Raw genomic sequence first — 13,348 nt, forward strand, 5'->3', positions numbered from 1 at the left:
GGAGACACCATGGAAGAAAAACAGAAAACCGGCAAGCTGCTGGAAGTGAAGGATCTCCACGTCTCCTTCTTTACCCCCGCCGGCGAAGTCAAGGCCGTGGGCGGCATCAGCTATGACCTGAACTATGACGAAGTCATGGGTATCGTGGGTGAGTCCGGCTCCGGCAAGAGCGTGGAGGCCTACTCAATCATCGGCCTGCTCCAGTCCCCTGGTAAGGTGGTGGGCGGCTCCATCACCCTGGAGGGCGAGGACGTGCTGGCCAAGAGCAAGGAAGAGATGATCGACCTGCGGGGCAACAAGGTGGCTATGATTTTCCAGAACCCCATGACCTGCCTGAACCCCGTGTACACCATCGGCAACCAGCTCATCGAGGCCCTGAAGGCCCACGACAAGAAGGTCTCCAAGCAGGAGGCCGCCAAGCGGGCCATGGAGATGCTGGAGCTGGTAGGCATCAACAACGTGGAGAAGCGGATGAAGCAGTATCCCCACGAGCTGTCCGGCGGTATGCGCCAGCGCGTCATGATCGCCATGGGCCTGATCTGTCATCCCCAGCTGCTCATCGCCGACGAGCCCACCACCGCTCTGGACGTGACCATTCAGGCCCAGATCCTGGAGCTGATGAAGGACCTGCAGAAGAAGACCCACATGGGCATCATCTTCATTACCCACAACCTGGGCGTGGTGGCTGAGATCTGCGACAAGGTCTCCGTCATGTACGCCGGCAAGATGGTGGAGCAGGGCCCGGTGGACGACATCTTCTACAAGCCCGGCCACCCCTATACCATGGGCCTGCTGCGGTCCATGCCCCGTGTGGACGCCGAGAGCTACGAGCGCCTTATCCCCATTGAGGGTACCCCCGTGGATATGCTCAATCCTCCCGAAGGCTGCCCCTTCGCTCCCCGGTGTGAATACGCCATGAAGATCTGCCTGCAGAAGATGCCCCCCTATGTGGAGCTGGGCGACAACCACCGCTCCGCCTGCTGGCTGCGGGTGCAGGAGCAGATGGCCAAGGAGAAGGCCGGCCAGGCGGACGCCAAGCCCGCGCAGGAGACCGAGAACAAGGAGGCGGGCGACCATGAGTGAGAAGAATGACATCCTCGTTCAGGTGGACCACCTGAAGAAATACTTTGGCGTCAAGGGCCTGAAGGGCCCCGGCGTCCAGGCCGTGGAGGATGTGTCCCTGTTCATCAAGCGGGGCGAGACCCTGGGCCTGGTGGGCGAGTCCGGCTGCGGCAAGACCACCCTGGGCCGTACCATCCTCCAGCTCCATCCCCCCACGTCCGGCAAGATCGTCTATGACGGCGAGACCATCTTTGAGGGTGAGGACCCCTGGCAGAAGGACGAGAACGGCCAGCTGATCCACGTCAAGACCCCCAAGCCCAAGGCGGTCAATATGCTGCCCTACCGGCGGAAGATGCAGATCATCTTCCAGGACCCCTCCGCCTCTCTGGACCCCCGTATGACGGTGGGCGAGATCATTGGCGAGGCTCTGGACATCCATAAGCTGTGCCCCAGCAAGAAGGATCGCACCGACCGCATCAAGGAGCTGCTCAGCCGGGTGGGTCTGAACACCGAGCACGCCAACCGCTATCCCCATGAGTTCTCCGGCGGCCAGCAGCAGCGCGTGGGTATCGCCCGCGCCCTGGCGGTGCGCCCCGAGTTCATCGTGTGTGACGAGCCCATCTCCGCCCTGGACGTGTCCATCCAGTCCCAGGTGGTGAATATGCTGGAGGATATGCAGCAGGACCTGGGCCTGACCTATCTGTTCATCGCCCATGACCTGTCCGTGGTGCGCCACATCTCCAACCGCATCGGCGTGATGTATCTGGGTACCATGGTGGAGCTGGCTGAGAGCTATGAGCTGAACAAGCACCCCATCCATCCCTACACCAAGACCCTGCTGTCCGCTGTGCCGGTGCCCGATCCCGAGGTGAGCCGGACCCGTCAGCGTATCGTGCTCCAGGGCGATATCCCCTCTCCCATGAATCCGCCTTCGGGCTGCCGGTTCCATACCCGCTGCCCCTACGCCACCGAGAAGTGCAAGGAGTGCGTGCCTCAGTTCAAGGAGCATTCGCCCGGCCACTACGCCGCCTGTCACCTGCTGGGCTAAGACGGGCGAATGGGCCTGCCGCCGCATTGCGGCGTCCAAGCGTTTTGGGCTGTGCCCAAAACCTTGATGCCGGGCGAATTCACTTCGCCCGAGCAGATGAAAGGAAATGGGGTACCCGCCCGGCCTGGGCCGGGTGGGCAACATTCTCCCGGCCACTACGCCGCCTGTCACCTGCTGGGCTGATTGGGCGAATGGGCCTGCCACCTGCTGGGGTAAGCGAAAGCCGGGCCCGCGCAGTAAGGGCGCTCAAGCGAAAATTGGAAAAAGGCGGCAGATTGCCGCCTTTTTTCGGAACCAGATAGAAATAAACTGGAGAGTTCGTAACAATTTCGAAACATTTTCTTTACACCTGTACCTGACCTGTGGTATAATGTCTTTGCGTTACTTTAACGTGCGAAAGGCCATGGCCTTTCGGCGCCCGCACTGCGGGCGCCGATGACCATCCCCATGTGTATCGCGCCCCAAGGCGTTATTGATACAAAAATGAGAAAGATGGAGGTCCAACCATGAAAAAGAGAAAGCTTGTCTCTCTGCTTCTGTCCGGGGCCCTCGTGTTCGGTCTGCTGGCCGGCTGCGGCGGCGGCACCAGCAACAGCAACGAGACTCCTGACGCTCAGAACAGCGGCACTCCCAGCAGCGAAGCTCCTTCCGGCGACGCTTTTGAGATGACTGTCAACATCGCTTCTGAGCCCCAGTCCATTGATCCCGCTCTGAACAGCGCGGTCGACGGCGCCATTATGCTCAGCCATATGTTTGAGGGCCTGATGCGCTGGAAGGATTCCGGCAGCGAGACCGCCGGCACCAACGGCACCTGCAACAACGCTGTGCTGGACTACGGCCAGGCTGAGTCCTATAAGAAGACTCCCAACGAGGACGGCACCGTTACCTATACCTTTAAGCTGCGTGACGACGCCAAGTGGTCCGACGGTAAGGACGTTACCGCTCAGGACTTCGTGTTCTCCTGGCAGCGCCTGGTCAGCCCCGAGACTGCCGCTGACTACAGCTACATGATCGACTGCGTGGTCAACGCTAACGAGATCATCAACGGCGAGAAGGAGCCCAGCGAGCTGGGTGTTAAGGCCGTGGACGAGAAGACCTTCGAGGTCACTCTGACCAGCGATCTGCCCTACTTCACCGAGATCTGCGCCTTCCCCGCCACCTTCCCCGTGCGTGAGGACATCGTGAGCAATGCTCAGTGGACCTATGATCCCGCCACTTATGTGTCCAACGGCGCTTACAAGATGACCAGCCGTGTCACCAACTCCGAGATCGTTATGGAGCCCAACGAGTACTACTACGGTGTGGATACCCTGGGTCCCAAGAAGATCACCTTTAAGCTGATGGATGACCAGAATGCCATGCTCAACGGCTTTAAGTCCGGTGAGCTGGACTTCATCGAGTCCATGCCCACTGATGAGATTGCCGGTCTGATGGCTTCCGGCGACCTGAAGATCGTGGACTACATCGGCACCTACTATGTCTGCTACCAGACCCAGAAGGCCCCCTTCGACGATCCTCGCGTCCGCAAGGCCTTCACTCTGGCCATTGACCGCACCTACATCGTGAACGAGATCACCCAGACCGGTCAGGTCGAGGCCGGCGGCTTCGTGCCCGCTGGTGTTTATGACGCTGACGGCGCCACCGGCGATGACTTCCGTACCCAGGGCGGCAACTACTATGAGCCCATGTCCGGCGATGACAAGGCGCAGTATGAGGCCAACTGTGAGGAGGCCCGTGCTCTGCTGGCCGAGGCCGGCTACCCCAACGGCGAGGGCTTCCCTGTTGTTGAGTACCTGTACAATACCGGCGATGATCATAAGTCTGTTGCCGAGGCCCTGCAGAATATGTGGCAGACCCAGCTGGGCGTGACCGTCACCCTGAACAACCAGGAGTGGGCCACCTTCCTGCAGACCCGTAAGGACGGCGATTACTCCATCGCCCGTAACGGCTGGATCGCCGACTACAACGATCCCATGTCCTTCCTGGATATGTGGCTCACCGGCGGCGGCAACAACGACGCTCAGTACTCCAACGCCGAGTATGACGCCAAGCTCCAGGCTGCCAAGGCTTCTACCGATCCTGCTGAGCGTATGCAGCTGATGCACGAGGCCGAGGACATCATCATGGGTCAGGATTACGCTCTGTGCCCCCTGTACTTCTACACTCAGAAGTATATGCTGGCCGACGGCATCCAGGGTATGTACTATACTCCTCTGGGCTACTTCTTCTTCGACCACTGCACCCAGGGCTAATTTCAGCCAAACAAAACGGGCGGAGCCATTTGGCTCCGCCCGTTTTTTGTTGTTGTATGGTGGTTTATTTCCTGTAACAGGAGTAGTCTTGGGACGTTGGAGCAATGAAGGCGGGGTGTACTCCTGGCTGTGATCCCCAGCCCTGACAAGCGGGCGGGTACAGCCCTCCTACCCCTGCAAAGCGGCATTTTAAGCCGTAGGAGCCGATGCCCTCATGGGCCCGACGGTCCTTGTTGCCGGTAACCTCTGACGCTAATAAAAAACCCCCGACACACCGGATATCCGGCGTGCCGGGGGTTTTTGCTTAAATGGTTACCAGTTGCCGAAGGGGAAGTTGTAGTAGTAATTGCCGCCCTGCTGGGGTTGGGATTGCTGCTGCTGGCTGTTGTACTCCTCGCTCAGCTGATTCATGGCCTCCTGCCGCTCCTGGTTGTCCTCATCCAGGGTTACATTGACGGTGGAGGTGTTGCCGTCCCGGTAGATGGTGAAGGTGACGGACGCTCCCGCCTTGTAATCCTTCACAGCGCTCTGGAGCTGGGTTTCGGTAGATACCTGGGTGTCGCCCACGGCAGTGATGATGTCGCCCACCTGGAGGCCGGCCTTCTGGGCGCAGGAGCCGTCCAGGATGGCCATGATCTCCACGCCGGCAGGCACGCCGTAGCGCTGAACGCTTTCATCCACGGCGTTGATGAGCACGCCCACGTTGGGCTTGCCGGTGACGTAGCCGTTCTCCATAATGGAGGTGACCATGTCCTTCACGTCGTTGATGGGAATGGCGAAGCCAAGACCCTCTACAGAGGCCTCGGAGCTGGAGCTGGAGGACAGCTTGGCGGACACAATGCCCACCACCTGGCCGTACTTGTCAAAGAGGGGGCCGCCGGAGTTGCCGGAGTTGATGGCGGTGTCGGTCTGGATCATGTTCATGACGGTGCCGTCGCTCATGGTGACCGAGCGGTCCTTGGCGGAGACGTAGCCGCCAGTGAAGGTGAAGGTCAATTCACCCAGAGGGTTGCCGATGGCGTACACATCCTCGCCCACATTGATGGCATCCGAGTCGCCCAGCACCACGGGCCGCAGGTTGCCCTGGTCGATCTTCAGCACGGCGATGTCGTTCTCCTCCTCGCCGCCCACCAGGGTGGCGTCATAGCTCTTTCCGTCGGAGAAGAATACGGTGATGTCGCTGACGCCGTTGATGACATGGTAGTTGGTAAGGATGTAGCTGGCGGTGTCATTGGAGCTGATGACGAAACCGGAACCGGACACGGCGTTCTTCACGGTCTGGCCCCACACGTTGGTGGTCACGTTGCCGTTGACGCCCACCACCGACTCCAGGTTGGAGGCGTACACCTCTTCGGCGGAGAGGACGGTCTTGCCGTCCACGTTGGCCAGGGACACGGCGGTGGGACGGGTGCCCTCGTAAATGGTGGTAGAGTTGCTGCCGAAGCGGTTGACAGCCCACACGCCGCCGCCGCCCACCGCGCCGCCGATGATGGCGCAGCACAGGCCGACGGCAATGAACTTACCAAAGCCGCCCTTCTTCTTTTCCTTGGGGGGTACGGCGTCATACACATGAAACTGATTGGTCTCTATGACGGGGTCGCGGTCCTCGGGGGGCCGGTTATAATCACTGTAATACATAAACGGGTCTCTCCTTTACCAGCGGATTTTGCGGTTTCCTTTGAACGAGTCTTAGAATACCCTGTAATTGTGGCGGAACTGTGAAGAAAATGTGCATGATTTTTAAATTGTTCCCATCGATGGCAGGTTTGTGTCAGAAAAGGGCAAATAACAGGAAAAAGGGACGCATTTGCGTCCCTTTTTAAGCGATATCATCCTTTTTCCAGCGCTTTTGTTACGGTAACAGCCCGGGCGCCGGGGCCGATATGGCAGGCCACCGACAGGGACAGCGGGTCCATATGGATGGGATAACCGGGGAAAATGGCCTCCAGCTCTTCCAGCCACTCCTGGGCGTCGGCCCGGTCGCCGGTGTAGGCGGCAGCGATGTGGAGCTGCTCTGGCCCGGAGAGACCGGCGAACTCGGTCTCCATGGTGTTGTGGATGGCATCGATCATGGCCTTTTTGGCGGCCTTCCAGCCCCGGACCTTGGCGAAGGAGTCCAGCTTCTCCCCCTTGATCCGCAGCACCGGCTTGATGCCCAGCACCGCGCCCAGGGCGGCGGCGGCGGGGGTGCAGCGGCCGCCCTTTTTCAGGTACTTCAGGGTGTCCACGGTGATGTAGATATCGGAGTCAAACTTAGTGCGCTCCAGATAGTCGTGGATCTCCTGGGCGGACTTGCCGGCCTGGGCCATTTCCAGGGCGTCCAGCACTGACTGGCGCTGGGTCACCGAGATGCGCTGGTTGTTGACCACAAATACCTTGCCCTCGTAGTCCTGGGCCAGCATCATGGCGGTCTCGCAGGAGCTGCTCAGGCCGCTGGACATGGGGATGTACACGATCTGGTCATAGTCCTGCAGGATCTTATCCCACAGATCGGTGACGTCGCCGGGGGAGGGCTGGGTGGTCTTGACATCGGCGTCCTGGGCCAGACGCTCATAGAACTGCTCCTGAGAAAGGGTGATATCCTCCAGGAAGAGCTCGTCGTTGATATAAAAAGGCATGGGCAGAACAAAAATACCCAGTTCCTTGCCCTGAGCCTGGGTGATGCCGCTGTTGCTGTCGGTGGCAATGGCGATCTTACTCATAACGTACCTCACTTCATCAGATCTTTATGGTTGTGGTTCCGCCGGAGCCTGAGCTCCGCCGCGGAAGAAAGCGGTCAGTTTTTCCATACCCCGCGCCAGGGCGGAGGCCTCCTGATCGGTCAGGGCGGACAGCATCCGGTCGGTCAGACGGCGGTGAAAGGCCCGGTGCCGCTCACTGGCGGCCCGGCCCAGCTGGGTGGGCAGCAGGCGCACCGCCCGCCGGTCCTTCTCGTCCCGGCGGCGGACCAGATAGCCCTTCTTCTCCAGCATACCAACGGCGCAGGTCAGGGTACCCGCCGGCATCTGCCGGGCGGAGGCAATGGCGGTGGAGCGGTTGTCGCCCCCCTCGTCCACGGTGCGGCAGATGGCGTCAATGAGCTGTACCTCCCGCAGGGACAGGTCCCCTGCCGCCAGGGTGGCTTCCTCCCGCTTCAGGATGTCGCCAAAGACGTCGGAAAGAAAATGGTTGATGATTTCGCTGGAATACTCCACTGAGGGCCTCCCTTCTGCGTGGCTTGTTTCGCAACTGAATTATACCGGATTGTAGAAAAATGTCAAGGGAATCCTTTGACAGTCAAAATAATTTCCACCGCCGGTGAGATTTGGGACAAGGCATACCCGGAGGAATGGGCGCATAGGGTAGAAGGGACCGAAAGGCTACCACATTACAGATGAGGATGGTGCGATATGAAAGGGCCGATCTTATGGAAACGACTGTTCCGCCGGAGTGCCGCTTTGTTCCTGGCCACCCTGGCGGTGTGGCTGCTGCTTCTGTGCGGCGGGGGCGCGGGGGCGCTGCAAAGCCTGGGGGAGAGCGGGGCCTTTGTGTCCACCGCTCTGGCCGCCGAGCTGGGCAAGACGGGGAGTGACACCCTGGACAAACTGGACGGCTGGGACCGGCTGGCGGTGGGCCAGTCCCTGCTGCTCTCAGGCAATCAGGAGGCGGTGGCCCAGCATCTGGACGGAGAGGAGCCGGAGCTCCAGCTGCCGGCGGGCCAGCCCGCCCAGGACCATGACGATCTGGTGGAGGAGCCTCAGACCACCACGGCTCCGTCGGATATCATCGCCCGCACCCTGATCCCCACCAGCCCGGAGGGCTATGACGTGGCGGGTGGCCTGTATCTCTATAACCGCACCGGGGAGAGCGTGGATCTGGCGGCGGCGGCCCAGGCGTCGGTAAACATTACCCTGCCCGCCGAGGGACCTCAGATCCTCATCATCCATACCCACACCACCGAGGCATACACCCCAGACGGCACCGACGTGTATACCCCCGACGGCGGGGTGGCCCGCACCCTGGAGGAGGAGGACAATATGCTGCGGGTGGGGGACGAGATGGAGCGGGTGTTCACCGAGATGGGTCTGTCGGTCATTCACGACCGCACCGTCCACGACTACCCCCAGTACAACGGGGCCTATACCCGCTCCGCCCAGACGGTGCAGAAGTATCTGGAGCAGTATCCCTCCATCAAGATCGTGCTGGACGTCCACCGGGACGCCCTGGCGGGGGAGGACGGCACGGTGTACAAGGCGGTGACGGTCATCGACGGGGTGGACACTGCCCAGGTGATGCTGGTCATCGGCCATGGTCAGGACGGCAGCAACCCCCACTGGATGGAGAATCTGGCCCTGGCCTGCAAGATCCAGAGCAGCATGAACACCCTCTATCCCACCCTGGCCCGGCCCATGACCTTCCGCTCCTCCAGCTATAACCAGGAGCTGTCCACCGGCTCCCTGCTGGTGGAGGTGGGCACCCACGGCAACACCCTCCAGGAGGCCCTGTCCGCCGCCCGGCTCTTCGCCCGCTCCGCCGGTCAGGTGCTGCTGGGCTTGAAGGAGCAATGACAAAAAAGCACGCTCTCGGGCGTGCTTTTTTGCGTCTCCAGCCGGCAAAGAAGAATTGCCCTTTTCCGAAAAATCACATATAATAGAACCACTGCGTAAAAACACAGAGGGAGGCAGACTATGATCTTAAACGTGCTGGCGGTAGGCGATGTGGTGGGGGAGAGCGGCGTGGAGTACCTGAACCGTCACCTCCGCAGCCTGAAGAAGCTCCATGAGGTCCACTTCACTGTGGTCAACGGGGAGAACGCCTCCGGCGTGGGCATCCTGCCCCGGCAGGCCCGGGACATCTTCGACGCCGGGGCCGACGTGATCACTTTGGGCAACCACACCTGGAACCGCATCCAGATCGCCGACTTTCTGGAGGACGACCGCTATACCCTGCGGCCCGCCAACTACACCAACCGGGTGCCCGGCCGGGGCTGGGGGGTGTACGACGGCCCCAAGGGCCTGCGCATCGGCGTGATAAACCTCATCGGCCGGTGCGAGATGGACAGCAACTTTGAAAACCCCTTCACCACTGCCGACAAGGTTTTGAAGCGGATGGAGGGAGTGGACGTGGTGCTGGTGGACTTCCACGCTGAGGCCACCAGCGAGAAGGGCGCCATGGGCTACTACCTGGACGGACGAGTCCAGGCCCTGTGGGGTACCCACACCCATGTGCCCACAGCCGACACCCAGGTGCTCCCCAAAGGTCTGGGCTTCGTCACCGACCTGGGCATGACCGGCCCCGCCCGCAGCGTGCTGGGCATCCGGCCCGACCAGGCCATCAACCGCTTCCTGGGGGGACTGCCCCGGCGGTTTGAGCAGGCGGACGGGCCCTGTAAGCTGGAGAGCGTCCTCTTCTCCATCGACACCGACGCCCGCAAGTGCGTGGGTGTGGAGCGGCTGGATGTTCGTGACTGATCGCCCCTGTGACCTTCCCCCCTCAGGGGGGAAGGTGGCCGGCCTCAGGCCGGACGGATGAGGGGGTGTCTGTACACCCTTTGGAATCCTGTTGGAAAGGAACACAAAACCATGTTAACCATCATTCACGGGGCGGACTTTCATCTGGACGCCCCCTTTGCCGCCCTGCCCCCGGACAAGGCAAGGCAGCGGCGGGAGGAGCAGCGGCAGCTGCTGGACCGGCTGGCCGATCTGGCCCAGGAGGTGAGGGCCGACCTGGTGCTCCTCTCCGGCGATCTGCTGGACTCCAGCCAGACCTACCAGGAGACGGTGGAGGCCCTCTCCCGCACCCTGGGCCAGATCCAGGCCCCGGTGTTCATCGCCCCGGGCAACCACGACTGCTACGGCCCCCGGTCGGTATACGCCAACACCGCCTGGCCTGACAACGTACACATTTTCTCCACCGTGTCGGTGGAGTCGGTGGCCCTGCCGGAGCTGGGCTGCACCGTCCACGGCGCGGCCTTCACCACCCCTCAGGCCGACCGCTCCCCCCTCATGGGCTTTACCGCTCCCCGGGACGGACAGGTCCACCTGATGGCCCTCCACGGCGACGTGGACGGCAAGGGCCGCTACGGCCCCATTGATCCCGCCGATATTGCCGCCAGCGGCCTGACCTACCTGGCCCTGGGCCATATCCACGCCTGCTCCGGTTTGCAGAAGGCGGGGGATACCTGGTGGGCCTACCCCGGCTGTCCCGAGGGCCGGGGCTTTGACGAGACGGGGGACAAGGGCGTACTGGTGGTCACCGTGGGGGACGACCCCAGCGATGTTACCGCCCGGTTCGTGCCCCTGGCCGGCCGGCGGTATGAGATCGTGGAGGCCGACGTCACCGGGGCGGATACCGCCGCTCAGGCCCTGGAGGAGGTACTGCCGGCGGAGCCCCGCGGCGACTGCTGCCGCATCCTGCTCACCGGCCAGCGGTCCTTTGGGCCGCCCGACCTGGCGGCTCTCACCGCCCAGGCCCAACCATACTACTACAGCGTCACCATCCGGGACCATACCAGACAGCTGCGGGACCTGTGGGAGCGGGCGGGGGAGGACTCCCTCACCGGCCTGGTCCTGCGCCAGCTGAAGGCCCAGGGCGGGCCGGAAGCCGAGCTGGCCGCCCGGTTTGCGTTGGCGGCGCTGGAAAACGGGGAGGACCCCTGCCCATGAAAATCATTCGTATGAAAGCCACCTTCGGCGGCCTGGACCACCGGGAGCTGGAGCTGAAGGAGGGGCTGAATATCATCGAGGCCCCCAACGAGGGGGGCAAGTCCACCTGGTCGGCCTTCCTGCGGGCCATGCTCTACGGCATCAACACCAAGGAGCGGGACAAGCAGGGCTATATCGCCGAAAAGAACCGCTACCAGCCCTGGAACGGCGGGGCCATGGAGGGCGTGGTGGAGCTGGAGTGGAAGGGAGAGCAGATCACCCTTCGCCGCGGCCCCAAGGGCAACACCCCCTTCGGCAAGTTTGAGGCGGTGTATACCGACACCGGGGAGCCGGTGGGATACCTCACCGCCGACAATGTGGGGGAGACCCTCATCGGCGCGCCCAGAGAGGTCTTTGAGCGCTCCGCCTTTGTGTGCCAGGGAGGGGCGGCCATCGACGGCGCTCCCGCCCTGGAGGCCCGCATTGCCGCCCTGGCCTCCAGTGGGGAGGAGGACGTGTCCTACTCCCAGGTGGAACGCCGCCTGCGGGACTGGCTCAACCGCCGCAAGCACAACAAGACCGGCCTCATTCCCAAGCTGGAGGAGGAGCTGACCCAGAACGACGAGATTGCGGGCCGTCAGGCCAAGGCCTTCCGGCTGGCCCAGGAGGCCCGCCGGGAGATGGACAAGCTCCAGACCGAGCACAAGCGCCTTCAGGCCGAGCGGGATGCCCACCTGGCCCGGGCCATGGCAGCCCGCCGTCAGCGGTGGGAGGAGGCTCAGAGCGCCCTGGAGACGGCCAGGGGACAGGTGGACACCATCGAAGCGGAACTTAACCGCTATGGCACGCCTCCCGACAAGGCCACTCTGCAAAAGGCCCAGGGGGAGCTGAACCAGCTCAACGCCCTCCACACCAGCCGCAAGCAGGCGGAGGAGCGGCTGGAACAGGCTCAGACCCAGGAGGCGGAAGCTGCCGCCGCGGCGGTGGACCCCCTGTTCCCCGATATGACCCCCGACCAGGCCTGGGAGCAGGCCAGCGAGGACGCCCAGACGGCGGGGGAGGTGCCCCGCTGCGGCGGACTGTATGCCGGGGGCGCCGTTGCCCTGGCGCTGGCCGCCGGGTCCCTGGTGCTGGCCTTTACCGGCGTGCTGCCTGCCCTGTGGATGGGCGGCGCGGCCTGCGGCGTGCTGGCCGTGGCGGGCGTGGGCCTGTTTGTGTCCGCCGCCCTTCGGAAGAAAAAGGCCGGGGCTCTGGCGGCGGAGCTGCTGGAGCGCTATGAGGCGGAGGACCCCCAGGGTATCCTGAACCGGGCCAGTGCCTACCGGGAGGCCTGCGTGGTGGCCGGACAGGCCGCCAAACAGCGGGAGGAGGCCCAGCAGGCTCTGGACGCCCTGCTGGCCCAGGACGAGAACACCCGCAAGGCCCTGCTGGAGCTGGTCCACCCCTTTGCCCCCACGGTGAAGGATACCTTTGGCGTGTCGGCGGCCATTTCCCGTGCCCTCCAGCTGGAGGAGCGGCTGGCCACCGCCCAGGTGAAGCTGGAGGGGGCGGAAAAGCTGGCGGCCAGCCTGCCCCGGCCCGAGCCGGTGGCGGCCGATCCCGGAGTGGAGCCCCGGTTTGACCCCACCGAGACGGCGGCCCGGCTCAACGCGGCGGAGGGGGAGCTGTCCCGGCTCCGCAGCGGCCTGGCCATGGCCCAGGGCGAGCTGAACACCCTGGGGGACCCGGCGGAGCTGGAGCTGCGGCAGGAGGAGGCCAGGGAGGAGCTGGAGCGGCGGCAGACCGAGCACGCCGCTCTGGAGACTGCCCTCAAGGCCCTGGACGCCGCCCACGCTGGGCTTCAGGCCCGGTTCTCCCCCGCCCTCAACCATCTGGCGGGGGACTATCTGGCCAGGCTCACCGGCGGCAAGTACGACAAGGTGTCTCTCACCCGGCAGTTTGAGGCCCTGGCCGAGGAGGCCGGCGGCCTCCAGCCCCGGCGGGCCCTGGCCCTGTCCCAGGGGACGGCGGACCAGCTCTATCTGGCGGTGCGGCTGGCGGCCTGCAAGCTGGTGCTGCCTCAGGAGGAGCCCTGTCCCCTGGTGCTGGACGACGCTCTGGCCAACTTCGACGACAGCCGTGCGGCCCTGGCTCTGGAGTGCCTGGAGGAGCTGGGCGGAGAGCGGCAGATCCTGCTCTTCACCTGCCACAGCCGGGAAAGAGCCTGGCAGGAGGGCCGCTGACGCGAATTTCCCTTGCAATCGGGGGAATTTGATACTATAATCAATCTATCAAAAAATCGCTCCGGTTAAAGGATTCGGAGGGAAAGATAGTGTGAAAGAAAACCGTCAGGGTTGTCTTTCGCGTCCAGTCAAACACTTTTT

General features: G+C 63.0%; 10 protein-coding genes. 7 read left to right on the plus strand and 3 right to left on the minus strand.

Features of this window, described 5'->3' with window-relative positions:
* Positions 1 to 9 precede the first annotated feature (9 nt).
* The 3 genes from B5G40_RS14090 (at position 10) to B5G40_RS14100 (ending at position 4,362) form a co-directional block, all read left to right on the plus strand.
* Entirely contained in the window at positions 10 to 1,083 is a 1,074-nt protein-coding gene (locus B5G40_RS14090; RefSeq protein ID WP_087330207.1) for an ABC transporter ATP-binding protein, read from the plus strand.
* On the plus strand, positions 1,076 to 2,110 hold the full coding sequence (locus B5G40_RS14095; protein WP_087400167.1) for an ABC transporter ATP-binding protein: 1,035 nt from the start codon (positions 1,076 to 1,078) through the stop codon (positions 2,108 to 2,110). Before B5G40_RS14090 ends, B5G40_RS14095 begins: the two co-directional genes overlap by 8 nt.
* 506 nt (positions 2,111 to 2,616) lie before the next feature.
* A complete protein-coding gene (locus tag B5G40_RS14100) occupies positions 2,617 to 4,362 on the plus strand; it encodes a peptide ABC transporter substrate-binding protein (protein WP_087400169.1) in 1,746 nt (581 codons plus the stop codon).
* 312 nt (positions 4,363 to 4,674) lie between these two features.
* Here the strand turns inward: B5G40_RS14100 and B5G40_RS14105 are convergent, their stop codons facing one another.
* The 3 genes from B5G40_RS14105 to B5G40_RS14115 form a co-directional block, all read right to left on the minus strand.
* Positions 4,675 to 6,000: a S1C family serine protease gene (locus tag B5G40_RS14105; RefSeq protein ID WP_087330214.1), complete on the minus strand. Its 1,326-nt coding sequence runs from the start codon at positions 5,998 to 6,000 to the stop codon at positions 4,675 to 4,677.
* 191 nt (positions 6,001 to 6,191) lie between these two features.
* Entirely contained in the window at positions 6,192 to 7,064 is an 873-nt protein-coding gene (locus B5G40_RS14110; protein ID WP_087270724.1) for a DegV family protein, read from the minus strand.
* A gap of 24 nt (positions 7,065 to 7,088) precedes the next feature.
* On the minus strand, positions 7,089 to 7,556 hold the full coding sequence (locus B5G40_RS14115) for a MarR family winged helix-turn-helix transcriptional regulator (protein WP_087270727.1): 468 nt from the start codon (positions 7,554 to 7,556) through the stop codon (positions 7,089 to 7,091).
* A 195-nt stretch (positions 7,557 to 7,751) separates the two neighbouring features.
* Between B5G40_RS14115 and B5G40_RS14120 the strand changes: the two genes are divergently transcribed.
* From B5G40_RS14120 to B5G40_RS14135, 4 genes are all read left to right on the plus strand, one after another.
* Positions 7,752 to 8,909, plus strand: coding sequence for a stage II sporulation protein P (locus B5G40_RS14120; protein WP_087400171.1), 1,158 nt, complete (start codon positions 7,752 to 7,754; stop codon positions 8,907 to 8,909).
* Between the two features lie 120 nt (positions 8,910 to 9,029).
* Positions 9,030 to 9,812, plus strand: a complete 783-nt coding sequence (locus B5G40_RS14125; protein ID WP_087400173.1) for a TIGR00282 family metallophosphoesterase — start codon at positions 9,030 to 9,032, stop codon at positions 9,810 to 9,812.
* Positions 9,813 to 9,923: 111 nt separating this feature from the next.
* Positions 9,924 to 11,006 (plus strand): metallophosphoesterase family protein, encoded by a 1,083-nt coding sequence (locus tag B5G40_RS14130; protein ID WP_087400175.1) that lies wholly within the window; start codon positions 9,924 to 9,926, stop codon positions 11,004 to 11,006.
* A complete protein-coding gene (locus tag B5G40_RS14135; protein ID WP_087400177.1) occupies positions 11,003 to 13,207 on the plus strand; it encodes an ATP-binding protein in 2,205 nt (734 codons plus the stop codon). Before B5G40_RS14130 ends, B5G40_RS14135 begins: the two co-directional genes overlap by 4 nt.
* The last annotated feature ends 141 nt before the right edge of the window (positions 13,208 to 13,348 follow it).

Source organism: Flavonifractor sp. An9, assembly GCF_002161245.1.
GTDB classification, from domain to species: Bacteria; Bacillota; Clostridia; order Oscillospirales; family Oscillospiraceae; genus Flavonifractor; species Flavonifractor avicola.

Coding starts and splice junctions, on each gene's coding strand:
- B5G40_RS14100 (WP_087400169.1), top strand. CDS start 2,617: ATGAAAAAGAGAAAGCTTGTCTCTCTGCTTCTGTCCGGGGCCCTCGTG.
- B5G40_RS14105 (WP_087330214.1), bottom strand. CDS start 6,000: ATGTATTACAGTGATTATAACCGGCCCCCCGAGGACCGCGACCCCGTC.
- B5G40_RS14120 (WP_087400171.1), top strand. CDS start 7,752: ATGAAAGGGCCGATCTTATGGAAACGACTGTTCCGCCGGAGTGCCGCT.
- B5G40_RS14125 (WP_087400173.1), top strand. CDS start 9,030: ATGATCTTAAACGTGCTGGCGGTAGGCGATGTGGTGGGGGAGAGCGGC.
- B5G40_RS14095 (WP_087400167.1), top strand. CDS start 1,076: ATGAGTGAGAAGAATGACATCCTCGTTCAGGTGGACCACCTGAAGAAA.
- B5G40_RS14110 (WP_087270724.1), bottom strand. CDS start 7,064: ATGAGTAAGATCGCCATTGCCACCGACAGCAACAGCGGCATCACCCAG.
- B5G40_RS14090 (WP_087330207.1), top strand. CDS start 10: ATGGAAGAAAAACAGAAAACCGGCAAGCTGCTGGAAGTGAAGGATCTC.
- B5G40_RS14135 (WP_087400177.1), top strand. CDS start 11,003: ATGAAAATCATTCGTATGAAAGCCACCTTCGGCGGCCTGGACCACCGG.
- B5G40_RS14130 (WP_087400175.1), top strand. CDS start 9,924: ATGTTAACCATCATTCACGGGGCGGACTTTCATCTGGACGCCCCCTTT.